22 protein-coding genes are annotated in these 24,668 nt (G+C 65.3%); 7 read left to right on the top strand and 15 right to left on the bottom strand.

Features of this window, described 5'->3' with window-relative positions; all coding sequences use genetic code 11:
* Positions 1-2: 2 nt before the first annotated feature.
* Positions 3-1,082, top strand: a complete 1,080-nt coding sequence (locus I6F33_RS06015) for a D-TA family PLP-dependent enzyme (protein ID WP_225141537.1) — start codon at positions 3-5, stop codon at positions 1,080-1,082.
* Positions 1,083-1,192: 110 nt separating this feature from the next.
* Here I6F33_RS06015 and I6F33_RS06010 read toward each other — a convergent pair whose 3' ends face one another.
* The 8 genes from I6F33_RS06010 to I6F33_RS05975 all read right to left on the bottom strand — a co-directional run bounded on the left by I6F33_RS06010 (position 1,193) and on the right by I6F33_RS05975 (position 10,380).
* Complete coding sequence (locus I6F33_RS06010) at positions 1,193-2,410, bottom strand: TIGR03862 family flavoprotein (protein WP_225142031.1); 1,218 nt, start codon at positions 2,408-2,410, stop codon at positions 1,193-1,195.
* Entirely contained in the window at positions 2,407-3,324 is a 918-nt protein-coding gene (locus I6F33_RS06005; protein WP_225141536.1) for an SDR family NAD(P)-dependent oxidoreductase, read from the bottom strand. The genes I6F33_RS06010 and I6F33_RS06005 overlap by 4 nt, the downstream gene beginning before the upstream one ends.
* Before the next feature lie 118 nt (positions 3,325-3,442).
* On the bottom strand, positions 3,443-3,922 hold the full coding sequence (locus I6F33_RS06000) for a MaoC family dehydratase (RefSeq protein WP_036001055.1): 480 nt from the start codon (positions 3,920-3,922) through the stop codon (positions 3,443-3,445).
* Positions 3,923-5,641, bottom strand: coding sequence for an AMP-binding protein (locus I6F33_RS05995; protein WP_225141525.1), 1,719 nt, complete (start codon positions 5,639-5,641; stop codon positions 3,923-3,925).
* Complete coding sequence (gene mmsB, locus I6F33_RS05990; protein ID WP_276324953.1) at positions 5,641-6,561, bottom strand: 3-hydroxyisobutyrate dehydrogenase; 921 nt, start codon at positions 6,559-6,561, stop codon at positions 5,641-5,643. Before mmsB ends, I6F33_RS05995 begins: the two co-directional genes overlap by 1 nt.
* Positions 6,557-7,621 carry an enoyl-CoA hydratase/isomerase family protein gene (locus tag I6F33_RS05985; protein ID WP_225141523.1) on the bottom strand — a complete coding sequence of 355 codons (1,065 nt, stop codon included), beginning with the start codon at positions 7,619-7,621 and terminating at the stop codon, positions 6,557-6,559. The genes mmsB and I6F33_RS05985 overlap by 5 nt, the downstream gene beginning before the upstream one ends.
* Positions 7,618-8,763 carry an isobutyryl-CoA dehydrogenase gene (locus tag I6F33_RS05980; RefSeq protein WP_109144067.1) on the bottom strand — a complete coding sequence of 382 codons (1,146 nt, stop codon included), beginning with the start codon at positions 8,761-8,763 and terminating at the stop codon, positions 7,618-7,620. The genes I6F33_RS05985 and I6F33_RS05980 overlap by 4 nt, the downstream gene beginning before the upstream one ends.
* Positions 8,764-8,883: 120 nt before the next feature.
* On the bottom strand, positions 8,884-10,380 hold the full coding sequence (locus tag I6F33_RS05975) for a CoA-acylating methylmalonate-semialdehyde dehydrogenase (protein WP_225140193.1): 1,497 nt from the start codon (positions 10,378-10,380) through the stop codon (positions 8,884-8,886).
* A 101-nt stretch (positions 10,381-10,481) separates the two neighbouring features.
* Here I6F33_RS05975 and I6F33_RS05970 point away from each other — a divergent pair, with 101 nt between their 5' ends.
* Positions 10,482-11,390 (top strand): LysR family transcriptional regulator, encoded by a 909-nt coding sequence (locus I6F33_RS05970; RefSeq protein ID WP_036001074.1) that lies wholly within the window; start codon positions 10,482-10,484, stop codon positions 11,388-11,390.
* Between the two features lie 138 nt (positions 11,391-11,528).
* Here I6F33_RS05970 and I6F33_RS05965 read toward each other — a convergent pair whose 3' ends face one another.
* Together I6F33_RS05965 and I6F33_RS05960 are read right to left on the bottom strand one after the other, a co-directional pair.
* Positions 11,529-12,149 carry a TetR/AcrR family transcriptional regulator gene (locus tag I6F33_RS05965; protein WP_036001077.1) on the bottom strand — a complete coding sequence of 207 codons (621 nt, stop codon included), beginning with the start codon at positions 12,147-12,149 and terminating at the stop codon, positions 11,529-11,531.
* A gap of 64 nt (positions 12,150-12,213) precedes the next feature.
* Positions 12,214-12,747: a PaaI family thioesterase gene (locus I6F33_RS05960; protein WP_192893237.1), complete on the bottom strand. Its 534-nt coding sequence runs from the start codon at positions 12,745-12,747 to the stop codon at positions 12,214-12,216.
* Positions 12,748-12,902: 155 nt separating this feature from the next.
* Here I6F33_RS05960 and I6F33_RS05955 point away from each other — a divergent pair, with 155 nt between their 5' ends.
* From I6F33_RS05955 to I6F33_RS05940, 4 genes are all read left to right on the top strand, one after another.
* The gene (locus I6F33_RS05955; RefSeq protein ID WP_225140192.1) at positions 12,903-13,673 is read left to right on the top strand and encodes an enoyl-CoA hydratase; all 771 of its coding nucleotides are present in this window, start codon (positions 12,903-12,905) and stop codon (positions 13,671-13,673) included.
* A gap of 270 nt (positions 13,674-13,943) precedes the next feature.
* The gene (locus tag I6F33_RS05950; RefSeq protein ID WP_225141521.1) at positions 13,944-15,134 is read left to right on the top strand and encodes an acetyl-CoA C-acyltransferase; all 1,191 of its coding nucleotides are present in this window, start codon (positions 13,944-13,946) and stop codon (positions 15,132-15,134) included.
* A gap of 110 nt (positions 15,135-15,244) precedes the next feature.
* A complete protein-coding gene (locus tag I6F33_RS05945; protein WP_225141519.1) occupies positions 15,245-16,534 on the top strand; it encodes an MFS transporter in 1,290 nt (429 codons plus the stop codon).
* Positions 16,535-16,655: 121 nt separating this feature from the next.
* Positions 16,656-17,441 (top strand): DUF72 domain-containing protein, encoded by a 786-nt coding sequence (locus tag I6F33_RS05940; RefSeq protein ID WP_249789841.1) that lies wholly within the window; start codon positions 16,656-16,658, stop codon positions 17,439-17,441.
* Here I6F33_RS05940 and I6F33_RS05935 read toward each other — a convergent pair.
* Positions 17,421-17,588, bottom strand: a complete 168-nt coding sequence (locus tag I6F33_RS05935; RefSeq protein ID WP_081494475.1) for a DUF2934 domain-containing protein — start codon at positions 17,586-17,588, stop codon at positions 17,421-17,423. The two genes, I6F33_RS05940 and I6F33_RS05935, sit on opposite strands and share 21 nt — an antisense overlap.
* Positions 17,589-17,770: 182 nt before the next feature.
* Here I6F33_RS05935 and I6F33_RS05930 point away from each other — a divergent pair, with 182 nt between their 5' ends.
* Complete coding sequence (locus I6F33_RS05930; protein ID WP_225141517.1) at positions 17,771-19,240, top strand: FAD-binding oxidoreductase; 1,470 nt, start codon at positions 17,771-17,773, stop codon at positions 19,238-19,240.
* A 78-nt stretch (positions 19,241-19,318) separates the two neighbouring features.
* On the opposite strand, the gene I6F33_RS05925 is transcribed toward I6F33_RS05930, so the two are convergent.
* The 4 genes from I6F33_RS05925 to I6F33_RS05910 all read right to left on the bottom strand — a co-directional run bounded on the left by I6F33_RS05925 (position 19,319) and on the right by I6F33_RS05910 (position 24,610).
* Entirely contained in the window at positions 19,319-19,912 is a 594-nt protein-coding gene (locus tag I6F33_RS05925) for a hypothetical protein (protein ID WP_085974346.1), read from the bottom strand.
* A 260-nt stretch (positions 19,913-20,172) separates the two neighbouring features.
* The gene (locus I6F33_RS05920; RefSeq protein WP_225141515.1) at positions 20,173-21,870 is read right to left on the bottom strand and encodes a GMC oxidoreductase; all 1,698 of its coding nucleotides are present in this window, start codon (positions 21,868-21,870) and stop codon (positions 20,173-20,175) included.
* A gap of 276 nt (positions 21,871-22,146) precedes the next feature.
* Entirely contained in the window at positions 22,147-23,706 is a 1,560-nt protein-coding gene (locus tag I6F33_RS05915; protein WP_036001111.1) for an acyl-CoA carboxylase subunit beta, read from the bottom strand.
* Positions 23,636-24,610, bottom strand: coding sequence for an IclR family transcriptional regulator (locus tag I6F33_RS05910; protein WP_036034277.1), 975 nt, complete (start codon positions 24,608-24,610; stop codon positions 23,636-23,638). The genes I6F33_RS05915 and I6F33_RS05910 overlap by 71 nt, the downstream gene beginning before the upstream one ends.
* Positions 24,611-24,668 lie beyond the last annotated feature (58 nt).

Here is a 24,668-nt window from a genome sequence, read left to right as displayed (position 1 = left end):
TCATGACAACAACTCTTGCAGCCAAGATCGCCCGCGAATACGGCACACCGTGTGCCGTCATCGACATGGACAGGGTCGAGCGCAACATCGCGCGGATCCAGAAGGCCTGCGACGACGCCGGAATCGCCAATCGCCCCCACATCAAGACGCACAAGAACCCGACCATTGCCAAGATGCAGGTCGCGGCCGGCGCCAAGGGCATCACCTGCCAGAAACTGGGCGAAGCCGAGATCATGGCCAATGCCGGCATCGACGACATCCTGATCAGCTACAATCTGCTGGGCGATGAGAAGATGGCGCGGCTCGGCGCGCTGCAGGCGAAGGCCAACATGACGGTGGCGGCCGACAATTCGACCGTCGTCGCCGGCCTGCCCAAGGCGGCTGCGGCGTCAGGCCGCCCGCTCTCGGTCGTGGTCGAGTGCGACACCGGGCGCAAGCGCGCAGGCGTCGAGACCCCGGCCGAGGCCATTGCGCTGGCGCGCGAGATCGCGGCCTCCAAGGGCCTCGAGTTCGCCGGCTTCATGCTGTATCCGACCGAGACCGGCTGGGCTGAGGCCCAAAAGTTCTACGACGAGGCGCTGGCTGGCGTGCGCGCGCACGGGCTCGACGCCAAGATCGTCTCGACCGGCGGCACGCCGAACCTCGTCAATATCGGCAAGCTCAAGGGCGGCACCGAGCACCGCTTCGGCACCTACATCTACAACGATCGCATGCAGGTCGCCGCGGGCTCGGCGACCTGGGACGATTGCGCGCTGCACATCTATTCGACCGTGGTGAGCCGCGCCGCGCCCGAGCGCGGCATTCTCGACGCCGGCTCGAAGACGCTGACCACGGACACCGGCGGGCTCGACGGCCACGGTCTGATCCTGGAACACCCCGAAGTCAAAATCGCGAAGTTCGCCGAGGAGCACGGCTTCCTCGACCTCTCCCGCAGCAACACACGGCCCAATGTCGGCGACGTCGTGCGCATCGTGCCGAACCATGTCTGCGTCGTCGTCAACATGATGGACGAGGTGGTGATGGTACGCGGCGAGGAGATCATCGGCACGCTGCCGGTGGCGGCGCGGGGGAAGCTGCGGTAACGACACTCTGCTTCCGCGACGTCATTGCGAGGAGCTCTTGCGACGAAGCAATCCAGACTTCCGCGGAGGAGGGATTCTGGATTGCTTCGCTGCGCTCGCAATGACGGGGGTTAGCGTTTGAGCCACTCCAGCGCGCCCCTGCCCGCGGCAGCCCCAGTCGCGAAGGACGCCTGCAAGAGATAGCCGCCGGTCGGCGCCTCCCAATCCAGCATCTCGCCGGCGGCGAACACACCTTGCAATTTGCGCAGCATGAATTGCTCGTCGAGCTCGTCGAACATAATTCCACCCGCGGTCGAGATCGCGCGATCGATCGGCGCCACTCCGGTGAGCTGAACTGGAATGGCATTGATCAGCCCTGCGAGCTCCGCCGGCGAGTACGATGCGAGCGGGCGGCTGGAGGCGATGGCGGCCTCCTGCATGAGGCCGATGCCGACCGGCGACAGCTGCGCTGCCTTGCGCAAAAAGTTCGCCAGCGATTGCTTGCCACGCACGCCTGACAGCCGCGTGGTCAGCGCAGCGGCGTCGAGATCGGGCCGCAACCCGATCATCAGCGTCGCCTGTCCGAGATTCAGCACAGCCTCGCGCAGTTCCGCCGACAACGCGTAGATCGCGCCGCCTTCGATGCCGCTGCGGGTGATCATCGCCTCTCCGCGCACCGTGTGCGCACGAAGCGTCAGCGCCACGCCCTTGAGCGGCTGGCCTTCGAAACGGTCACGGAACACTTTGGACCATGCGACCGTGAAGCCGGAATTGGCCGGCCGCAGCTTCGAGACGGCAATGCCCTTTGCAGCGAGGATGTCGACCCAGCCGGCGTCCGAGCCGAGCCGCGGCCAGCTTGCGCCGCCGAGCGCGAGCAGCGTGGCGTTCGCTTCGATGGCGGAGACGCCTTTCGGCGTCTGAAAGATCAACCGACCCTCGCCGTCCCAGCCGATCCAGCGATGGCGAAAAGCAAAGCGGACACCGGCGGCATCGAGCCGCCGCAGCCAGGCGCGCAGCAAGGGCGAGGCCTTGAACGTTTTCGGAAACACGCGTCCGCTGCTGCCGACGAAGGTCGGCTCGCCCAGCGCCTCGCTCCAGGCACGCAGCGCATCGGGCGAAAATGCCTCGACCGCCGCCTGCAGCTTCGGTGCGGCCTCGCGGTAGCGCGCCATGAATTGCGGCAGCGGTTCGCTGTGAGTGAGGTTGAGTCCGCCGCGGCCGGCCATCAGGAATTTGCGTCCCGCCGACGGCATCGCGTCGTAGACAGTGACGCGGGCGCCGCCTGACGCCAGCACCTCCGCCGCCATCAGCCCGGCGGGACCTGCGCCGATGACGGCGACGTCGGTCAGAGCTTGATCCCCGCCCGCGCCGCGGCCTGGGCGACGTATTTCTGCGTCTGCTCGAACGCGCCCTGCAGCGCCCTGGCCTTCGACATGTCGCTGATCTCGGCGAAATGCGCGGCGATCGCATCCGGCGTCCACTCGCTCTCCGGCAGGTTGATACCTTCGCTCTCCAAAATCTTGATCACCGCAAACGAGCCGGCGCCCGCGCCCATGATGGTGCGGGTCGGTGCATCCTCGCTCAGCATGTACTCGACCGCAGGCGTGATCGCGTTCGGCTTCATCAGCTGCAGCGCCTGCGGCGGCAACAGCTCCTCGGTCATGCGGGTCGCCGCGGTCGGCGAGATGATGTTGACGCGAATGTCGTTCTTGCGGCCCTCCTCGGCGAGCACGTTCATCAAGCCGACCATGCCGGATTTCGCGGCGCCGTAATTGGCCTGGCCGAAATTGCCGTAGAGGCCCGAGGACGACGTCGTCAGCACGATGCGGCCGTAATTGCGGTCACGCATGCCGGCCCAGGCTGCCTTGCAGCAATAGAAGGTGCCGACGAGATGCACGTCGAGCACCTTCTGGAAATCGGCCACCTCCATCTTGCCGAACGACTTGTCGCGCAGGATGCCGGCATTGGCGCACAAGAGATCGACGCTGCCCCACTCCTTGGTAGCGCGCTCGACCATGGCGGTGACCTGCTCGAAATTGGAGACGTCGGCGCCGTCGGCCATCGCGATGCCGCCGGCCTTGCGGATCTCCTCGACCACGGCCTCGGCCGGCGACAGCGAGCCTCCGGTGCCGTCGCGCGCGCCACCGAAATCGTTGACCACGACCTTGGCGCCGCGGCTCGCCAGCCCCAGCGCATGCGCGCGTCCGAGACCATTGCCCGCGCCGGTGACGATGGCGACGCGTCCGTCGAACCTGATTGGCATAGTGGGTTTCCCAGATGTTAGCCGTCATGGCGGGGTTTGACCCGGCCATCCATCAAAATCGACAGGCTTTTGAGCAGCGATGGGTTGCCGGGTCAAGCCCGGCAAGGACGGCACGGGCCTACTCGAAATAGATCAGGCCGAGCCAGTCGGCGACGAGCGCCGGTTTATCCTCGCCCTCGATCTCGACCGTGACGTTGGTGCGGGACTGGAGCTCGCCTGGCTTGCGGAGCTTGGCTTCCGCCAGCACGAAACGGCCACGCACGCGCTTGCCTGAGCGCACCGGCGAGATGAAGCGCAGCCTGTCGAAGCCGTAATTCACGCCCATCGTGGTGCCCGCAATCACGGGCATCACCTCGTAGGACATGATCGACAGCAGCGACATCGTGAGAAAACCATGCGCAATGGTAGTGCCGAACGCGGTTTCCTTCTTCGCGCGTTCCGGATCGACGTGGATGAACTGGTGATCTTCGATCACGTCGGCATAGCTGTCGATGCGGGGCTGATCGATCAGGTGCCACGACGATACGCCGATCTCCTTGCCGATCATGGCCTGATAGGCCTCGAGCGTAACAGGCGGCTTCTTCCAGACTTCGTTCACTTAGGTCTCACTCCGTGTCTTCGCCAGCTCCGGAAAATCCTCCTCACGGAATTCCCGGCCGCGCAAGGGATCGCTGCGATCGTCGTCGCGTTCGAGCCGTCGTAGCTGGACGCGGCGGATCTTTCCAGAGATCGTCTTCGGCAGCTCGGTGACGATTTCGAGGCGGCGGATGCGCTTGAACGGGGCCAGACGCGCGTGCAGGTGCTTGAAGATCGATAGCGCGGTTTCCGGCGAGCGTTCTGCACCCGCGGTCAGCAGCACGAACGCCTTGGGGATCGCGAGCCGGATTGGATCCGGGCTCGGCACCACCGCAGCTTCCGCGACCAGCTCGTGCTCGAGCAGGACGCTCTCCAGTTCGAACGGGCTGATGCGATAATCGGAGGATTTGAAGACGTCGTCAGAGCGGCCGACGAAGGTCAAGTAGCCGTCCTCATCCGCGAATACGACGTCGCCACTGCGATAGAGCGCGCCTGCGGCGCCGGACAATTTGCCGTCGTCGCCCTGATAGCCCTGCATCAGGCCGGCGGGGCGGTCGGCGCCGAGCACCAGCGTCACCTCGCCCTCCTTTGCGGGATGGCCGTCGGCATCGCTGATCTGCACGCGATAGCCCGGCAACGGACGGCCCATCGAGCCGATCTTGATCGGCTGGCCCGGCGAATTGCCGGCGAGCGCCGTGGTCTCGGTCTGGCCGTAGCCGTCGCGAATGGTGAGGCCCCAGGCCGCCTGCACCTGATCAATCACCTCGGGATTGAGCGGCTCGCCGGCGCCGCAGACCTCGCGAAGCGCCACCTTGAACGAGGCGAGGTTCTCCTGGATGAACAGCCGCCACACCGTCGGCGGCGCGCACAGCGTGGTGACGCCGCAGCGGCCGATGGTGGCAAGCAGCGACTTGGCATCAAAGCGCGGCTGGTTGACCACGAACACGGTCGCACCCGCATTCCACGGCGCGAAGAAGCAGCTCCAGGCATGCTTGGCCCAGCCGGGCGAGGAGATGTTGAGATGGACGTCGCCGGGCTTCAGCCCGATCCAGTACATCGTCGAGAGATGGCCGACGGGATAGCTGCGCTGACTGTGTCGCACCAATTTTGGTTTTGCTGTCGTACCCGAGGTGAAATACAGCAGCATCGGATCGTCGGCATTGGTCGGACCATCAGGCGCGAAGCTTTCGGAAGCTTTTGCTGCTTCGTCATATGCCAGCCAACCGTCGGAGGCCGCGCCGACGACGATGCGAACGACATTCTCGGCGCCTAGGCTCGTGAATTTCGCGACCTGGTCCTGCGCGGCGACCACTGCCCTTGCCTTGCCGCGATCGAGCCGGTCGCGCAGCTCGTCGGCGGTCAGCAGCGTCGTGGCGGGAATGACGACCACGCCGAGCTTCATCGCGGCAAGCATCGTCTCCCACAGCGGAACCACGTTGCCGAGCAGCAGCAGGAGATGGTCGCCGCGCCGGAGGCCCTGCGCGCGGAGGAAGTTGGCGACCTGGTTGGAGCGGCGCGACAGCGCCGCAAAGGACAGCTTCGTCTGCTTGTCCTGGGCGGCATCGACGATCCAGAGCGCGGGCCGATCCTTGCTGTCCGCATTGGCCGCGAGCTCGGCGTCGAACCAGTCGAGCGCCCAGTTGAAAGGAACCGGATCAGGCCAGCGGAAACCTTTGACCGCAGCCTCGTATTCCGTGCGGTGTTGCAGAAGGAACGCGCGTGCTTCCTGGAATGTGGTCATCAAGCTTTCCCGGCTAAACTCCTAACGTGCTTGATAATTCCGGAAAAATCCACCCCGCCCTGGCCGGCTGCGTCGAAAGACTGATAGATCTCCTGCGCATGCTTGCCGAGCGGCGTCGCCGCGCCCGCAGCCTTGGCCGCATCCTGCGCCAGGGTGAGGTCCTTCACCATCAGCGCCGAGGCAAAGCCCGGCTTGTAATCGTTGTTGGCCGGCGAGGTCGGCACCGGGCCCGGCACCGGGCAATAGGTCGTCAGCGACCAGCACTGGCCGGACGAGGTCGAGGCCACATCGAACAGCGCCTGATGCGAGAGCCCGAGCTTTTCACCGAGCGCAAAGGCCTCGCTCACCGCGATCATGGAAATGCCGAGGATCATGTTGTTGCAGATCTTTGCGGCCTGGCCGGCACCGGCACCGCCGCAATGCACGATCTTCTTGCCCATGTTCTCGAGCACGGGCTTGGCCGCGGCAAATGCCTTCTCCTCGCCGCCGCACATGAAGGTGAGCGTCGCACCCTTGGCACCGCCCGTGCCGCCGGAGACCGGCGCATCGACCGAGAGCACGCCGTGCTTGGCGGCGAGCGCATGCGCGGCCCGCGCGCTTTCAACATCGATGGTGGAGCTGTCGATGATCAGCGCACCCTTGGTCATGGCGGGCACGACCTCGTTCCAGACGCCGAGCACGTGCTTGCCTGCGGGCAGCATGGTGACGACGACATCGGCGCCCTTCACCGCGGCCGGGGCGCTGTCGGCGATGCTGGCGCCATCGGCCTTGGCCTGATTGCGCGAGGCTTCGACAAGATCGAACGCCACCACCTTGTGGCCGGCCTTGACGAGGTTGGCCGCCATCGGGCCGCCCATGTTGCCGAGACCGATGAATGCGATCGTGGCCATTGTCGTTTCCTCCGCTACAGCGTTGTTAATTGAACTTCAGCTCGTCCGCGCCGATCTCCGCGAGATAGGGCGCAAGCATGTCCGGCGTCACATCCTCGATCCGCGGCGGCGACCAGGTCGGGTTGCGGTCCTTGTCGATCACGGCGGCGCGCACGCCCTCGCGAAAATCATCGCTCCGAAACACCTCCAGCGCGGCGCGGTATTCGCGAACCAGGCACTCTTCCAGGCTCGATCCGCGCGCAAGGCGCAGTAGCTTCAGCGTGACCACCATGCCGCGCGGCGATTTTTCGTTCAGCGTCTTCAGCGTGGCCAGCGCGAACTCGGAACCATCGCGCTTCAGCGCAGCGACAATGTCCTCCATGCGGTCGAAGCCGAACAACGCATCGATGACCGGCTCCCTGGCGGCGACCGGCCCCGCAGTCTCGCCGGAGGCGAAGCCGTCGATGAGCTTGCTGACATCGGCTGCGGTCGCACCGGACCGCAGCTTGGTCAGCGCCTCGCGCAGCTCCGGCAATCTCGCCGCCGGCACCACCCAATCGGCAAACTTCGCGTGGATCGCGTCCGGCCCGTTCATGGTCTGGCCGGTCAGCCCGAAATAGGTGCCGATCTCGCCCGGCGAATGCGACAGCAGATAGGTGCCGCCGACATCGGGGAAGAAGCCGAGGCCGACTTCGGGCATCGCGAGCTTGGTCCGATCGGTGACGATACGATGGCTGGCATGCGCTGAAAGCCCGACGCCGCCGCCCATCACGATGCCGTCCATGAAGGCGACATAGGGCTTTGGAAACTTCTTGATCCGGGCATTGAGGATGTACTCCTCGCGCCACAGGATCTTGCCGAGATCGCCACAAGCCTTCGAGCTTTCCCAGAGCGTGCGGATGTCGCCGCCGGCGCAAAGGCCGCGCTCGCCGGCGCCTTCCAGCAGGATCACGGCAATTGCAGGATCAACTTCGAAGCGATCGAGCGCCTTGTCGATGTCGCGAAACATCTCCAGCGTCACGGCATTGATCGCCTTGGGACGATTGAGCCTGATGATGCCGGCGGCGCCTTCGACGCGCGCGACGAGATCGCCCTCTTCCGCTCCGCTCATCGCGCGCCCTCGATCAGTTTGCGCGCCACGATGAGCCGCATGATTTCATTGGTGCCTTCGAGTATCTGGTGCACGCGTAAGTCGCGCACGATCTTCTCAATGCCGTATTCACTGAGGTAGCCGTAGCCGCCGTGAAGCTGCAACGCATGGTTGGCAACCTCGAACCCGACATCGGTGCCGAAGCGTTTAGCCATGGCGCAGAGCATGGTGGCGTCGGGGTCTTTGCGATCGAGCGCCGCGGCGGCGCGCCACAGGAAAGTGCGCGCAGCCTCCAGCTCGATGGCCATGTCGGCGAGACGGAATTGCAGCGCCTGGAATTCGTCGAGCCGCTTCCCGAACGCCTTGCGCTCCTTCATGTAGGCGCGCGCCTTGTCGAGTGCTGCTTGCGCGCCGCCGAGCGAGCACGCCGTAATGTTGAGACGGCCGCCGTCGAGGCCGGCCATCGCGATCTTGAAGCCTGTGCCCTCCTCGCTCAGGCGATTGGCCACAGGCACGCGGGCGTTCTCGAATATCACCGCGCGGGTCGGCTGCGCGTTCCAGCCCATCTTTCGCTCATTGGCACCGAAGGAGACACCCGGCGCCTTGCCGTCGATGACGAGGGTCGAGATGCCGCCGGGACCGTCGCCACCGGTACGTACCATCGCGACCAGAATATCCGTGCCGCCAGCGCCGGAGATGAATTGCTTCTGGCCGTTTAGGACGTAGTGGTCGCCGTCGCGCACGGCGCGCGTGCGCAGCGCCGCGGCGTCCGAGCCGGCACCCGGCTCGGTCAGGCAGTAGCTTGCGATCAGCTCCATGGTGCAGAGCTTCGGCAGCCATTGGTGGCGCTGGGTGTCGCTGCCGAAGGCATCGATCATCCAGCTCGCCATATTGTGGATGGAGATGAAGGCCGAGGTGGTCGGGCAGCCCGTCGCCAGCGCCTCGAAGATCAGCGCTGCGTCGAACCGCGTCATGGCGGAGCCGCCAACATCGTCGCGGATATAGATGCCGCCCATGCCGAGCTTGGCGGCTTCGCGCATCACCTCGACTGGAAAATACTTCTCCTCGTCCCAACGCAGCGCGTGCGGCGCGATCTTCTCGGCCGCAAACGCCAATGCCATGTCGCGAACCGCGATCTGATCCTCATTCAGAGCGAACTGCATGCCGGGCTGCTCTTTCTTTCGTCATTGCGAGCAAAGCGAAGCAATCCAGACCGTCTCCGCGGAAAGATACTGGATTGCTTCGTCGCTACGCTCCTCGCAATGACAGGCTGGGCTACAGCCTTACTTCATCAGCGGGATCGAGAACTCCGCACCTTCCTTGACGCCGGACGGCCAGCGCGAGGTCACCGTCTTGGTCTTGGTGTAGAAGCGGATCGAATCCGGGCCGTGCTGGTTGAGATCGCCGAAGCCCGACTTCTTCCAGCCGCCGAAGGTGTAATAAGCGATCGGCACCGGGATCGGCACGTTGATGCCGACCATGCCGACGTTGACTCTGGCCGCGAAGTCGCGCGCGGCATCGCCGTCGCGGGTGAAGATGGCAACGCCGTTGCCGTAATCGTGGTCGGAAGGCAGCGCCAGCGCCTCCTTGTAGTCGTGCGCGCGCACCACCGAGAGCACCGGGCCAAAGATCTCTTCCTTGTAGATCCGCATGTCCTTGGTGACGTTGTCGAACAGCGAACCGCCGAGATAGAAGCCGTTCTCGTAGCCCTGCATCTTGAAGCCGCGGCCGTCGACGGCGAGCGTCGCGCCTTCCTTGACGCCGATGTCGATGTAGCTCTTGACCTTCTCGACCGCCTCGCGGGTCACGAGCGGACCATAGTCGGCCGACGGATCGATCGAGGTGCCGATCTTGAGCGACTCGACGCGCGGGATCAGCTTTTCCATCAGGCGGTCGGCGGTGGACTTGCCGACGGGGACCGCGACGGAAACGGCCATGCAGCGCTCGCCGGCCGAGCCGTAGCCGGCGCCGATCAGCGCGTCGACGGCCTGGTCCATGTCCGCGTCCGGCATGACGATGGCGTGGTTCTTGGCGCCGCCGAAGCACTGGCAGCGCTTGCCGGTCTGCGCGGCGCGCTCGTAGATGTATTGCGCGATCGGCGTCGAGCCGACGAAGCCGATGGCCTTGATGTCGGGATCGTCGAGGATGGCGTCGACCGCCTCCTTGTCGCCGTTGACGACGTTGAGGATGCCGGCCGGCAGGCCCGCTTCTATCATGAGTTCAGCGAGCAGCATCGGCACGCCGGGGTCGCGCTCCGAGGGCTTGAGAATGAAAGCGTTGCCGCAGGCGATCGCCGGCGCAAACTTCCACATCGGGATCATCGCCGGGAAATTGAACGGCGTGATGCCTGCGACGACGCCGAGCGGCTGGCGCATCGAATAGATGTCGATGCCGGGGCCAGCGCCTTCGGTGTATTCGCCCTTCATCAGATGCGGAATGCCGCAAGCGAATTCCGCGACTTCTAGGCCGCGCTGGATGTCGCCCTTGGCGTCGGGGACGGTCTTGCCGTGCTCGCGCGCGAGCAGCTCGGCGAGCTTGTCGTAATCGCGCTGGACCAGCTCCACAAATTTCATCATGACGCGGGCGCGGCGCTGCGGATTGGTCGCGGCCCATTCGGGCTGTGCCGCGCGCGCGTTCTCGACAGCGGCGCGGACTTCGGCCTTGGACGCCAGCGCCACCTTGGCCTGGACGTCACCGGTCATCGGCTCGAAGACGTCGGCAGTGCGGCCCGAGGTGCCCTTGACCTCCTTGCCACCGATGAAATGTCCGATTGAACGCATGGAATGGTCTCCTTCAGGCGAGCGTGGTCGCTTTGACAAATCCTATTGACCTGCATTTTATAGGATTCAAGTCTGAGATAATGCACCATAGATGTGCGAAAATGCTGGATCAAGGCGCTATCGATTGGGACGACTTTCGCTTCGTGCTGGCCATCGTGCGGGGCGGCTCGGTGTCGGCTGCGGCAAAACAGCTGGGGGTCGACCATGCCACCGTGATCCGCCGCGTCGACCGGCTGGAGAAGCACCTCTCGGCCAAGCTGTTCGACCGGCGCAAGACCGGCTACCTCCTCACCGAGGCCGGCCAGCGCGTCGCCGACAGCGCCGAAGCCATGGAATCGACCATTGTTGCCAATCAGGAGCAGGTCGGCGGCTCCGTGGCGCGGCTGACCGGGACGGTGCGGATCGGCGCGCCTGATGGGTTCGGCACCGCCTTCCTGGCGCCGCGGCTGACGCCGTTCGCGGACCGCTATCCCGATCTCGACTTGCAACTTGTAGCAACCGCGCGGCTGTTCAGCCTCTCCAAGCGCGAGGCCGACATCGCCATCAGCCTGACCATGCCGAAGGAAGGTCGCATCGTCGGGCGCAAGCTGCTCGACTACCGCCTCGGGCTCTACGCAGCCCCCGCCTATCTCGACCGCTTCCCGAAAATCGCCTCGCGGCAGGATCTGACGCAGCACCGCTTCGTCGGCTACATCGAGGAACTCTTGTTCACGCCTGAGCTCGACTATCTGCCGCAGGTGTCGCCGCGGATCTCGGCGCGCTTCCGCAGCGCCAATCTGATCGCGCAGCTCAACGCCACCCTCTCCGGCTTCGGCATCGCGGTGCTGCCGCATTTCATGGCGAGCGACTATCCGCAGCTTGTCGCCGTGCTGCCCGAAGAGATCTCGATCACGCGGACGTTCTGGATGCTGATGCACGCCGACAGTAAGGACCTGGCGCGGATCAGGGCCGTGGCGGATTACATCTCGGAGATTGTCGAGCGCGAGCGGGCGTTGTTTGCTGGGCGGTGAACGGCGGTCTCGTAGGGTGGGTTAGCCGAAGGCGTAACCCACCTCTTCCGTCTCCGCGGACGAACACAGTGGTGGGTTACGCCAAGCGAATGCGCTTCGCGCAATCGCATGGCTAACCCACCCTACACGGCATTTCGCCTAGTTCTGTTTCGCCTTCTTCGCGGCCGCCACCTTCGACTCACGCTTCGCTCCCTCGAGCGCGTGGTCCCGGCCGGCCTTCAGCATCTCGTCGGACAATTCGCTCGAGCCGGCGATGCGCGCCAGCAGCATGGTTCCGGCCATCGTCGCGAGCGTCGCGATCGCCTGCTTGCGTGCCGCCTTGCGGGGCATGTTCGGGATGGTGTCGGTCAGGGCCTCGATCATCTCATCCAGCTTGCCGGCAAAGGCCTTGCGTGTCTTCGGACTCTCGCGGGCGATCTCGGCTCCCAGCGCGGGAATCGAGCAGCCGTGACCGGGATTGTCGCGATGCAGCGTGGACAAATAGCTTTCCGCGATCAGCGCCAGCCGCTTTTCCGGAGCGACCTCGCCGGTGAGCTTGCGCCAGTGTTCCATCGAACGGTCCATCGCGTAGGCAAAAGCCTCGATCACCAGCGCCTCGCGGGAATCGAAATGCGCGTAAAAGCCGCCGTGGGTCAGGCCCGCCTCCTTCATGAGGTCGGCGACGCCGATACCGTGGGCGCCCTTCTCCCGCAGCCGCACCGAGGCCTTCTTCACGATGCGATCGTGGGTTTCCTGCTTGTGTTCCCGGGAATAGCGCATGCGGATCTCATTGAATGTCGGAGATCATCTCATAACACGCAAATGCCGCGATGGGTGCATTAATTCATGTCAAGTTGCTTCCGATCATGGAGAACGTTGCAGTTGCGTGCACCGCGAGGGCCCCCTTCCCGTCGCGAACGAAACCCTCGGTATAGCTGGTCTGCCGCCCCAGCTTGATGATCTTGCCCTCGGCCGAGATCAGCCCCGAGCGAACCGACAGGGGGCGGAGAAACGTCAGCTTCAGATCGAGGGTCACCGAGCTTTGTCCGGCCTCGAGCCGGGTCGAGATGGCACATCCCATCGCGGTATCGAGCAGCGCCGCGGCGGTCGCGCCGTGGAGAAGACCGATGGTGTTTTCGAGATCCTCGCGCGGCTGCAGTTCCATGACGATACGGCCCGGCTCGACCACGGCCATGGTGAAACCTATCAGCTTGGCGAAGGGCGGCGGCGGCAGGCGGCCGTCACGGATGCCCAGCATGGCATCCATGCCCGACAGGCCCATCGCCGCCCGCGCCACCGGCGCAGGCACCTGCCAGTCCACTACGCGTTCCCGCCTCTGCGCGGGCGAAAACAGGTCGGGTTGATCGTCACCGGTCATGGCAGCCTCTTTAGATGATATTCGTCATACTATGCCACGGACTTCACGCTGGCAACCCGCCCTCCCCGCCGCTTGACAAGACGTACGTTTCGGCCCGGAAGTGATCCCGACCGGCGCGCCCCGCGCATGTCCACGAAACCTTTCGAGATCCCACGATGGAAATGCTCAACAATCATTGCGGCGTGACGCGCGATGCGCGCGGCGTCGTTCATGTCGCGATCTGCAACGCCGGCCCGCTCAACATCCTCGGCTCGCCCGTGACCGACGCCGTGCGCGAAGGCCTGCAGCAGTTCGCATCCGACCGCAGCATCCGCGTCGTGGTGCTGCGCGGACAGAGCGAGAAGAGCCTGATCGGCGGAGCCGACATCAAGGAGATGGCCGGGCTCGACCAGATATCCGCCGAGGCCTTCATCAGCCGCCTGCGCGATCTCTGCGAGGCGGTGCGCGCCTTCCCTGCCCCGATCATCGCACGCATGCCGGGCTGGTGCCTCGGCGGCGGGCTCGAAGTGGCGGCGGCCTGCGACTTCCGCGTCGCCGCGCATGATGCCCATTTCGGCATGCCCGAGGTGCGTGTCGGCATCCCCTCGGTGATCCATGCCGCGCTGTTGCCGCGCCTGATCGGTTGGGCCCGCGCGCGCTGGCTGGTGATGACGGCGGAGAACATCGATGCAGCCACGGCCCTGGCATGGGGCCTGGTCGACAAGGTCGCTGCGCCCGGCGAGCTCGATGCCGAGGTCGAGCATCTAGTGAAGGCCTTGCTCGAATGCGGCCCCGAGGCGCTGCGCTCGCAAAAGGCGCTGCTGCGGCAATGGGAGGAACTGCCGCTGACCGAGTCGGTGAATTTGAGCGTGAAAGTGTTCGGCGAGTCATTCCTGACGGACGAGCCGACGCGGCTGATGGGCGCGTTTGTCAACCGGAAGCGGTAGGATGCAGGTTGCCGTGCCCCGGACGCAGCGCAGCGCCCGCTTGGCGGTGCGCTGCTGAGCCGGGGCCCATGCACCGATGAGGTCGGCGCGATCTGGGTCCCGGCTCTGCGTCGCAACGTTGCACGTCGCGCCGCGTCCGGGACACGGACGAGGGAGTGACCAAATCTCATCCGACCCACGACATTTTCTCATCCCAACCGCGGTTGCATTTTTTGCGCCGCATCATATGATGGTCATCATCTTACACGTCATCGCCAGGGAGTTCTCGTCATGGCCGAAGCCGCCGATCCCGTCGTCATCGTCTCCGCCGCACGCACCCCGCTCGGCCGCTTCATGGGCGAGTTGTCGCCGCTCCCGGCCCACAAGCTCGGCTCACACGTAATCGGGGCGGTGCTCGAACGCGCCAAGCTCGCGCCCGAGAAGGTCGACGAGGTCTTCATGGGCTGCGTGCTGCCGGCAGGCCAAGGCCAGGCGCCGGCGCGCCAGGCCGCACGCAGCGCCGGTCTGCCTGATGCGACCGGTGCCACCACCGTCAACAAGGTCTGCGGTTCCGGCATGAAGGCGACCATGCTGGCGCACGACATCATCCGCGCCGGCTCGGCCGACATCGTCGTCTCCGGCGGCATGGAGAGCATGAGCAACGCGCCCTACCTGCTCGCCAAGGCGCGCGGCGGCTATCGCGTCGGCCACGACCGCATCATCGACCACATGATGATGGACGGCCTGGAGGACGCCTACGAGACCGGCCGTTCCATGGGCGATTTCGGCGAAGCCACGGCGGAAGCCTATCAATTCACCCGCAAGGATCAGGACGCCTATGCGATGGAGACGCTGAGCCGCGCCCGCAAGGCCGTCGAGGGCGGCGCGTTCAAGGCCGAGATTGCGCCGATCACGCTGACCGAAAAGGCCGGACCGCGCGTGATCGCCAATGACGAGCATCCGCTCAAGGTCGACCCCGCCAAGATCCCCGGATTGAAGCCGGCGTTCCGCGCCAACGGCACCATCACGCCGGCCGCCTCCTCCGCCAATGCCGACGGCGCCGCCGCGCTGGTGCTGACGAAGCGCGCGCTTGCCGACCGGGGCGGCCTGCCTGTTCTCGCCGAGATCAAGGGCCACGCCACCCATAGCCAGGAGCCGCAATGGTTCACCACGGCGCCGATCCCGGCGATCCGCAAGCTGCTGGACAAGGTCGGCTGGAGCGCGGGCGACGTCGACCTGTTCGAGATCAACGAGGCCTTTGCCGTGGTGGCGATGGCGGCGCAGCGCGACCTCGGCATTCCCCGCGACAAGCTGAACGTCAATGGCGGCGCCTGCGCGCTGGGCCACCCGATCGGCGCCACCGGCGCGCGGCTGATCGTGACGCTGCTGCATGCGCTGGAGGCCAACAACCTCAAGCGCGGCATCGCCGCACTCTGCATCGGCGGCGGTGAAGCCACGGCCATCGCGGTGGAACGCCGCTGACGCGGACGTCCGGAAACGAGGGAACTCTGTCATTTGCGACAGATACATCCCGTGTCATTCTCTAGACTGACGCAGGTCTGTCTCGGCCTGCCCATCAATGTTGAGGCCCAATGATCTCGAACTGGCTCGCGGCAGCACTGTCCCGCCGTAACATTCATTACGGTTGGGTGATGGTCGGCGTGACTTTCCTCACCGCGCTGATCAGCGCCGGCACGGTCGGCGCGCCCGGCGTGTTCATCGTTCCCCTGCAGAAGGAGTTCGGCTGGAGCACGGCGGAGATCTCGTCCGCGCTGTCGATCCGCTTCATCCTGTTCGGACTGATGGCGCCGTTCGCGGCCGCCCTGCTCAACCGCTATGGCCTGCGCAACGTCACGCTGGCCGCCCAGCTGATCGTGGTCTCGGCGCTCGTGCTCTCGCTCGGCATGACGGAGGTCTGGCAGCTCATTGCCCTCTGGGGCGTGGTGATCGGGATCGGCACCGGCATGACGGCCTTGGTGCTCGGCGCGACCATCGCCACGCGCTGGTTCGCGGCACGACGCGGCCTCGTCATCGGCATCATGACGGCGAGCGTTGCCACCGGCCAGCTCGTGTTCCTGCCGCTGCTGGCAAGCCTCACCGAGCGCTATGGCTGGCGCCTCGCGCTCGGTCTCGTCTGCATCATGCTCGGTGTTTCCGCGCTGGCCGTGCTGCTCGCGATGCGTGACCGCCCCAGCGACGTCGGCCTGAAGCCGTTCGGCGACGAAGGCACCGCACCCTTGCCCGCGCCGCCCGTCAGCCACGGCTCGATCACGGGCGTTGCACTCGGCACGCTGCGCGACGCCTCGACGTCGATGACGTTCTGGATCCTGTTCGCGACCTTCTTCATCTGCGGCGCCTCCACCAACGGGCTGGTGCAGGTGCACCTGATCCCGATGTGCCTCGATTTCGGCATCCCGCAGGTGCAGGCGGCGAGCCTGCTGGCGGCGATGGGCATCTTCGACTTCTTCGGCACGATCATGTCGGGCTGGCTGTCCGACCGCTACGACAATCGCTGGCTCCTGTTCTGGTACTACGGCCTGCGCGGGCTCTCGCTGATCTTCCTGCCGTTCAGCGATTTCTCCTTCTACGGCCTCTCGGTCTTCGCGATGTTCTATGGTCTCGACTGGATCGCGACGGTGCCGCCGACGGTGCGGCTCACCGCGCAAAAGTTCGGGCCCGAGCGCGCCAATCTGGTGTTCGGCTGGATATTCGCCGGCCATCAGCTCGGCGCCGGCGCCGCGGCGTTCGGCGCGGGGTTCTCGCGCACAGTCTACCAGAGCTACCTGCCCGCCTTCTTCATCGCCGGCGCGCTCTGCGCGTTCGCGGCCCTGATCGTGCTGGCGCTGTCGCGGCAGCCGAAGCCGCAAGTGGCGATGGCGTGAGAAGGAACCACGTCTTCTGCCTTCCGGTTTGACAGAAGAAACAGAGCCCCGCAGTGTCGTGAAGGCGGGCCAAATCGTTCCGACATGACCACGCCGCAAAGATGCCTCCTATGCTGTGGCGATGACAGACAGGCCTGGACGGACGCGCAAGCATGCCCTTCGGATTGGCACGGCGGGATGGAACGTGCCGTCCCAGCATGCGGATGCGTTCAAGGCCGAGGGCTCCCACCTTGAGCGCTACGCCTCAGTGCTGAACTGCACCGAGATCAACACGTCGTTCTATCGTCCGCATCGGCGCACGACATATGAGCGATGGAGCGCTGCGGTGCCGGCCGGCTTCCGTTTTGCGGTCAAGGTCCCGCAATCGATCAGCCATGCGCCGGAGCTGAGGTTCGATCGCGCGGACGTCGATCGGTTCTGCGAGGAGATTTCCGGCCTTGGGCAAAAGCTCGGCGTGCTGCTGCTGCAATTGCCTTCGTCGACAATCTTCGCAAGGCGCGGCGCCGGGAAGCTCGTAATAGCGCTGCAGAAAGGGGGGCAGGTGCCGGTGGTTTGCGAGCCACGGCACGCGAGCTGGTTCACCAGGCCGGCCGACGACTGGCTGGCGCAACGAGGCGTCGCGCGGGTGGCCGCGGATCCACCGCGTGCCGCCAATGGCGCTGCGCCCGGCGGCTGGACCGGGCTGGCCTATTTTCGGCTTCACGGTTCACCGAGGGTCTATTATTCCAGCTATGACGCGGCTGCCTTGGCGGCGCTCAAGGTGCGGCTGGCCGGAGCGCGGCGGCCTCGGTCTGGTGCATTTTCGACAACACCGCTTCGGGCGCAGCCATGGCCAATGCCCGCCAGCTGGTTGAAGCCCGATAGCGCGAGACCGTTCGCTCGCGGATTACTCCGTGAAAGTCTTTGAGGATTCTTCGGCATTTGCGCCGGCGTCGTTTGATAATTCGCGCTCGGCTTCTCGCCAGAACTCGTCCTGGCGGCCCTCCGGCTTGCCTGCGAGTTCCCAAAGCTGGTGGGCTCTCACCCGGATGAGCTCCTCGTCAACCTTCGCCATGCGGCTCTCCTGTTGTGCCGAGAAGCAAACGTCGTGCTGCTGCGGACCGTTCCAAGCGGTCAGGCCGACCCAAACTCCCCACACGCGTGGCGCATTGCCGTTAGACTCGGCAGCCTAAACGTGGACAATGGCTGCGGCGCTTCGCGCGCTCAGTACACACAAAGATGTGCCAGAGGAAACAAATGCCGCTCCCGACGTCCCTGCCCACCATCCCGACCGCTCCCGTGACCGAACCATTGCGCGATGCGTTGCGCGCGATCGTCGGCGACAAAGGCCTGATCGAGGACGAGCATGGCAAGCAGCCGTTTGTGACGGATTGGCGGGGATTGCTGGTCGGCAACGCCGGAGCCGTCGTTCGCCCTGGCAGCACCGAGGAGGTCTCGAAAGTGGTCCGGCTCTGCCACGAGCACGGCGTCGCGATCGTGCCGCAGGGCGGCAACACCGGCCTGATGGGCGGGGCGACGCCCTGGCCTGCGCACACCGGCATCGTGCTGTCGCTCGGCCGGATGAACCGCGTGCTGGATGTCGATCCCGTCGGCTATTCGATGACGGTCGAGGCCGGCTGCGTGTTACAGACGCTTCAGGAGACCGCAAGCGAGCACGACCGCTTCCTGCCGCTGAGCCTCGGTGCCCAGGGCTCCTGCATGATCGGCGGCAATCTCTCCACCAACGCCGGCGGCGTGCAGGTGCTGCGCTACGGCAATGCCCGCAATCTCGTGCTGGGGCTCGAGGTCGTGCTGCCGAATGGCGAGGTCTGGGACGGATTGCGCGCGCTCAAGAAGGACAACACCGGCTACGACCTCAAGCACCTGTTCATGGGCGCCGAGGGGACGCTGGGCATCATCACCAAGGCCGTGCTCAAGCTGTGGCCGGCACCGAAGGACGTCTGCACGGCGTGGCTGGCAATCCGCGATCCCCGCGCGGCGCTGGAAATCCTGTCCGAGGCGCACGCGGCATCCGAGGACAATGTCGGCTCCTGCGAGCTGCTCAGCCGGGCGGCCATCGACCTTTCCCTGCGCCACATTCCCGGGACGCAGGATCCGCTGAAGGCGGATACGCCCTGGTACCTGCTGCTGGAATGGTCGTCGGCGCGCCCGCGGCAGGACGGAACCGAGGGCATGTCCGGCAAGATGGAGCAGTTTCTCGCCGATCAACTCGAGGCCGGCCGCGTGCTGGATGCGGCGATCGCGCACACATTCGGTCAATCGCGCAACATGTGGCGCATCCGCGAAGCAATGGCGGAGGCCTCACGCGCCGAGGGACCGGGGATCAGTTTCGACGTGTCGGTGGCGATTTCAGGGATTCCGGAGTTCATCGACAAGGGCCTCAAGGCCGTGCTCGACATTCTCCCGACCATCCGGCCCTATCCGCTCGGCCATATCGGCGACGGCAATCTGCATTTCTCGTTCATGGGACCGAAGGGCATGGACCAGCAGACGCTGAACCAATACGCGCCCGCCATCACGCGCGCCGTGAACGATCTCGTCACCTCCATGGGCGGCTCGATCTCGGCGGAGCACGGCATCGGCATCGACAAGCTCGACGAGCTCAGCCACTACCGTTCCAAGACCGAGCTCGACATCATGCGCACCATCAAACGCGCGCTCGATCCGCACAACATCATGAATCCCGGCAAGGTGCTCCGGCTGTGATCGGCTCGGCGTTCGGCGTTGGCGGGTCGCAAAGATGTTGCGACCCGTCCGCCGTTTTTGGAGCGCTATCCGCTGCCCTCAAGCCACCGAGCCGCCGCGCGGGTTGACAATCGTATACCCTCGCAGCGAACGCGCGTGGATTCGCGTCGCGCGCCCACCCGAGTTGGCGTCATAGGCCATCCAGACGTCGCCTCCGAGGTGCTGTTCAAGGACGAAAACGTGTCCTCGTCGCGCAGCAACCATTCCCGGTGCGGGTGATGTCCTGGGAAAGCGGAGCCAATTGGACGCAAGATTCAATTCCGGCACGATACGGCCGAACACGCGCAGAGCCGCGCCGCAGCCGCAGAACGACGAAGGGCAACCGGCCGGACGGCCACCGACAATGCGAGCGCCGTGGGCACCGGAGACGGCCGCCGGCGTGGTCGTGCTCCCAGCATCAGTCACCGTCAGTTGTGTCGAGCGGTACGCTTGCAGTGTGGACCTGGAAATCAGCGAAGATCTGGAAGCCAGTGAGGGCCTGGCAACCCGCTCGCGTCGCGTCTGCGAATACGAGAAGTCGCAGGGCATGGTGACGTTGCATTCAGGAGCTTGATGAATGCGATAAGGGCGCGCTTCCGAAGCGACAGAACCCAGGGCAACGAAGACGCACGCAGAAAATACTCGCTTGAACATTGCAGGACTCCAAATGAGAGACCCTGCCCCGGGCAAAGAGACCAATAACAGTTTGGCTGAAATGGGCCTAAAGCGCGGCTGAAACTGGCTGCGATCGCGCGCCACGACTGCACGATCTCATAGCCTACACGTAGCGCCTGAGATGATTAACTCGCAGCGCTCGAATGCTCGATCAGCGCGTCAAGCTGGCGGCATGCAACCAAGTATCCATCAGCGCTCCTCCTCACCGCACTGCCCGGATCGCCAGAACTCGCTGCCGCTCATTGCATCATTGCGGCCGCGATCTTCTCCGCCGACATCAACACCGGAAAGTTGGTGTTGGCGCATGGCACCACCGGGAAGATCGAGGCATCGACGACGCGCAGGCCCTGCACGCCCTTGACGCGGCCCTGATTGTCGACCACCGCCATCGGATCCTCAGTGCGGCCCATGCGGCACGAGCACGAGGCGTGCCAGACGCCGATCGTCGCCTTGCGCACGAAGGCTTCCAGCGCCTCGTCATCGTTCATCACCTGATCGAAGGTGAAGCCTTCGACGACGAAATTGTCGATCATGTAGTGACGCAGCGCCGCCGGCCCGTCCATCAGGGCCGCGGCGATCGTGGTGAGAATCTTGTTCCTGGTGTTGACCACGCCGATCTTGCGGACGCGATCGGTATAGGCGGCCGGAAACGGCTTGTCCGTCACCTTCCTGACTACCTCGCTCATCTGGATCGCTGCCATCTTGCGGAAACCGCTCATCAGGCGATCGAGATCGCGGCGGTCGGACAGCAGGTTGAACTCGACGATCGGCTCTGCCGAGGGATCGCGCGAGGCGAGCTTGACCTGTCCGGTCTCGGAATAGGTCTTGTTGACGAAGGTCAGGAGCGAGCCGATCTGCGCGCCGACGGCGTGCCAGGCTGATTTGCTGATGACGACGACGAACATGTCGCCCTTGGGCACATCAGGCAGCCCGGAGGAGTAGCGCAGGCCCAGCTGCATGTGCCGCCTGGTGTGCTCGTTCATGCGCGCGCCGCGGCGGACAAAGGAGGACAGCGAGATCGAGGGATGATCCATCAAGCGTTGGCCCACCCCCGGCAAGGCCGCCAGCACGGGAATGCCCAGCTCCTTGAGGTGACCGACGGGGCCGATGCCGGCGCGGAGCAGATGCGCCGGCGAATGAATGGCGCCGCTGGAGAGGATGATCTCGCGTCCGCGGAATTCCTGCTCGCGGCCGTCGACCATCGCCTTCACGCCGACGCAGCGCGTGCCTTCGAACAGCAGCTCTCGCACCTGCGTGTTGGTCGAAATCGCAAGGTTCGCACGCGCGCGGGTGTCGCGATCGAGATACCCCATCGCGGCCGAGACGCGCTGCTCGGCCTGATTGGAATGCGTCACCGGGAAGAAGCCGTCGACGAATTCGCCGTTCTGGTCGGCCACGAATTGATGGCCGGCCTGCTGGAAGGCCTGCGCGAACGCCTCCGAATGCCGCGTCCAGTGCTCGCGCGGGATGCGGCGGACAGGGATCCTTCCGTCCTTGCCGTGATACGGTCCGTCGAAATCGAGGTCGCGCTCCACCTTCTTGAAGAACGGCAGCACGTCAGCCCACGACCACCCCTCGGCGCCGCGCGCCTCCCATTCATCGTAGTCGGTCGGCGCGCCGCGGTTGGCCATCTGCCCGTTGATCGACGAGCCCCCGCCCAGCACGCGCGCCTGCTCGTATTTGCGCAAAGGAGGCCGCGACTCCTCGGGATTGTTGTGGCTGACGACCTGGGTCGTCACCTTGAGCTCGGTCCAGTGAAAGCGCGGATCGAAATAGGCGGTGCCGGGATAGCTGTCCCTGATTTCGGCTGGCTCGTTGCCGGGTGGCGTGTCCTGACCGGCTTCGCAGAGCAGGACCTTGTTGGCGCTCCTGGCGGAGAGCCGGTGGGCCAGCACGGACCCCGCCGAGCCGCCGCCCACGATGATGAAGTCGTACACGATTGGCGCTTCCTCTTGTTCTTGTTGGCGGAGCTTAGCGCGTTATTGTTTTGCCGTGGAAGTGTCTTGGATTGTGTCGATGCCGCACCTCGTGTCCCGGACGCACTGCAACGCTTCAAGCGTTGCGGCGCTGAGCCGGGACCCAGGAGGCTCCAGATTCGCTGTGGCATGGGCCCCAGCTCTGCAGCGCACCGCTGAACTGGACGATGCTTCGCATCGCCAGGGCAGCGGCGCGCTGCGTCCGGGGCACGAGCGTCATGACTTGGCACAAGGATGCTACGGCCTGATCGTCATATTCTCCGGCGGCCCCGGCTTTCGCAGCGGCTCCGCGAGCCGGGCAAACTCGCACAGGAGCGATCGCGTCTTCCTCGGATCGATGATCTCCTCGACCCAGAATTTTTCGGCCGAGCGGAACGGCGAGCGGAGCTTGTTGAGCCGCTCCTCGATCTCCTTCAGCTTCGCCGCCTTGTCTTCCGCCGCGTCGATGTCGGCGCGGTAGGCGGCTTCGATGCCGCCTTCGAGCGGCAGCGAGCCCCAATAGGCCGAGGGCCAGGCATAGCGGATCGAGAAGCGGTCGGCCGGCTGGTGCACGACACCGGCGACGCCGAACGCGTTGCGCAGGATCACGGTGCACCAGGGCACGGTGGTCTGGTTCACCGCCGCCATGGCACGCACGCCGTGGCGAATGGTGGCCGCCTTCTCCGCATCGAGGCCGATCATGAAGCCGGGGCAATCCATGAGATAGACGACCGGCAGGTGGAAGGTCTCGGCGAAGTCGACCCAGCGCACCACTTTCTGGCAGGCATCCGCGGTCCAGGATCCGCCATAGTGGAAGCTATCGCTGGCGAGCAGCAGCACCGCCCTGCCCTCGAGCCGCGCGAGGCCGACGATGATCGGCTTGCCGAAGTTTTTTGCGACCTCGAAGAACGAGCCCTTGTCGACGACGGACTCGATGATGGGCCGCATCTTGTAGACCTGCTTGCGGTTGCGCGGCACCGCGTTCATCAGCGCTTCGTCGCTGCGTTCAGGACTGTCCGTGCAGGGCAAGGTCGGCGGCAGCTCGTAGACCGATGACGGCAGGTAGGAGAGGAAGCGCCGCGCGCAGGCGAACGCCTCCTCCTCGGTGTCGACCGCATGATCCACCGCGCCGGCGCGGGTCTGGATGTCGGCGCCGCCGAGCTCCTCCTTGGTAAGGTCCTGCCCCAGCGCCTTCACCACCGGCGGACCCGCGACGAACATCGCGGACTTCCGCGTCATGATGGAATAGTGGCTGGCGGCAAGACGCGCGGCGCCCAGGCCCGCCACCGAGCCGAGGCCGAGCGCGACCACCGGCACGCGCGACAGATTCTCCGTCGTGAAGCGATACCAGCGCGTGCCGCCGATGCCGCCGGGCAGATTGGCCGCGCCCTTGGTCTCGATGGTCTTGACCGAGCCGCCGCCGCCGGAGCCTTCGATGATGCGGACGATGGGCAGCCGGAAATCGTGCGCCATCTCCTCCGCCATCAGCGGCTTGGCCGAGATCGACGCATCCGCCGAGCCGCCGCGCACGGTGAAATCGTCGCCGACCACGACCAATGTGCGGCCGTCGACGCGCGCGCGGCCGAACACGCAATTGGCCGGCGTGAGCTTCTTCAGATCGCCGCTGGAATCGTACTCGCCGATGCCGGAGACGGCACCGATCTCGTGAAAGCTGCCTTTGTCGATCAGCTTGTCGATACGCTCCCGAACAGTCAGCCGGCCCTGGTCATGCTGTCGCTTGACCTTGTCAACGCCGCCCATCTCCCGCGCGAAGGCTTCGCGCCGGGCGAGCTCGTCGAGTTCCGGCTTCCAGTTCATTCACTCCCTCCGAATGGATCGGCTTGTTATTGTTGTGCACGGCCATGGCGACCGGCTTACGCGAGATACGGTTGTTGAAGGCGTCGCCTTCCGCGCCTTCCATCAGGCTGCCGAGCGAGCGGCCAAGCTGGAGCATCAGCGGTGCGACTTCGTCGTGCAGACGCTGCTCGTCATACATCGCCGACAGAAGACCGATCGTGATGACCACGAAGGTCTGGTACTGCGGCGACCAGATCGGCACCGCGAGACCGTTGATGTGCGGGCTCCAGAGGCCGCAGGCGACGACATAGCCGCGCTCGCGCAACATCTGCCGGTTGGCCTCGATGCGGGGCTTGAGAATCTTCGCAGCTTCGGGGGCTTCCCGCTCCATGTCCGCGACGAAGGCATCACCGACTTCCGGCGCGAGCGCCGCGGTGTAGGCCGCGCCCGCGGCGGTCGAGGCCATCGAGATGCGGCTGCCGGTGCCCTCGTGCAAGCCGAGCGCCGTCGCCGAACGCGCGAACTGGAGATAGACGAGATGGAAGCGGTCGGGGACGACGAACCCGACCGTGCCCGGCAGCTGCTCGGCGACTTCCTGCAGCCGCTGGCGAATCATGCTGCGCAGCTGCGCGCCCTTCATCATCGAAGCACTCATCGCCACCGCGCTGGGGCCGATGCGATACTTCTGGTCGCGCGGGAGATACACGAGCTGGCCCATGCGGGTCAGCGTATGCGTGAGCCGCGATACCGTCGAGCGCGGCAGACCGCAGCGATTTGAAATCTCGAGATTGCCGAGTCGCGCCTCGTGGCCCTCGAAGCATCGCAATACGTCGAACGCGCGCGACACCACCTGGATCACATCACCCTCACCGGCTTCGCCAGCGAGCGCACCTTGCCTGCTCAACCGCTCCGAACGTCGTCCCATGATCCCTACCGTTGTGTTCCGCTATGCGGAATTAAATTCCACTTGCAGACGACGCTAC

Source organism: Bradyrhizobium sp. BRP20, assembly GCF_020194215.1.
Lineage (GTDB): Bacteria > Pseudomonadota > Alphaproteobacteria > Rhizobiales > Xanthobacteraceae > Bradyrhizobium > Bradyrhizobium yuanmingense.
Note: the sequence above shows the minus strand (reverse complement) of the source record. Positions and strands in the feature narration are given on the sequence as shown.

Bases quoted from the DNA above. Each gene is read 5' to 3' on its own strand.
- I6F33_RS05925 (WP_085974346.1), bottom strand. From the start codon at position 19,912: ATGTTCAAGCGAGTATTTTCTGCGTGCGTCTTCGTTGCCCTGGGTTCT.
- I6F33_RS05935 (WP_081494475.1), bottom strand. From the start codon at position 17,588: ATGGCGAAGGTTGACGAGGAGCTCATCCGGGTGAGAGCCCACCAGCTT.
- I6F33_RS05910 (WP_036034277.1), bottom strand. From the start codon at position 24,610: ATGGGACGACGTTCGGAGCGGTTGAGCAGGCAAGGTGCGCTCGCTGGC.
- I6F33_RS05915 (WP_036001111.1), bottom strand. From the start codon at position 23,706: ATGAACTGGAAGCCGGAACTCGACGAGCTCGCCCGGCGCGAAGCCTTC.
- I6F33_RS05960 (WP_192893237.1), bottom strand. From the start codon at position 12,747: ATGACCGGTGACGATCAACCCGACCTGTTTTCGCCCGCGCAGAGGCGG.
- I6F33_RS05945 (WP_225141519.1), top strand. From the start codon at position 15,245: ATGATCTCGAACTGGCTCGCGGCAGCACTGTCCCGCCGTAACATTCAT.
- I6F33_RS05955 (WP_225140192.1), top strand. From the start codon at position 12,903: ATGGAAATGCTCAACAATCATTGCGGCGTGACGCGCGATGCGCGCGGC.
- I6F33_RS05950 (WP_225141521.1), top strand. From the start codon at position 13,944: ATGGCCGAAGCCGCCGATCCCGTCGTCATCGTCTCCGCCGCACGCACC.
- I6F33_RS05995 (WP_225141525.1), bottom strand. From the start codon at position 5,641: ATGACCACATTCCAGGAAGCACGCGCGTTCCTTCTGCAACACCGCACG.
- I6F33_RS05970 (WP_036001074.1), top strand. From the start codon at position 10,482: ATGCTGGATCAAGGCGCTATCGATTGGGACGACTTTCGCTTCGTGCTG.
- I6F33_RS05965 (WP_036001077.1), bottom strand. From the start codon at position 12,149: ATGCGCTATTCCCGGGAACACAAGCAGGAAACCCACGATCGCATCGTG.
- I6F33_RS05985 (WP_225141523.1), bottom strand. From the start codon at position 7,621: ATGAGCGGAGCGGAAGAGGGCGATCTCGTCGCGCGCGTCGAAGGCGCC.
- I6F33_RS05975 (WP_225140193.1), bottom strand. From the start codon at position 10,380: ATGCGTTCAATCGGACATTTCATCGGTGGCAAGGAGGTCAAGGGCACC.
- I6F33_RS05980 (WP_109144067.1), bottom strand. From the start codon at position 8,763: ATGCAGTTCGCTCTGAATGAGGATCAGATCGCGGTTCGCGACATGGCA.
- I6F33_RS05940 (WP_249789841.1), top strand. From the start codon at position 16,656: ATGACAGACAGGCCTGGACGGACGCGCAAGCATGCCCTTCGGATTGGC.
- I6F33_RS06015 (WP_225141537.1), top strand. From the start codon at position 3: ATGACAACAACTCTTGCAGCCAAGATCGCCCGCGAATACGGCACACCG.
- I6F33_RS06005 (WP_225141536.1), bottom strand. From the start codon at position 3,324: ATGCCAATCAGGTTCGACGGACGCGTCGCCATCGTCACCGGCGCGGGC.
- I6F33_RS05930 (WP_225141517.1), top strand. From the start codon at position 17,771: ATGCCGCTCCCGACGTCCCTGCCCACCATCCCGACCGCTCCCGTGACC.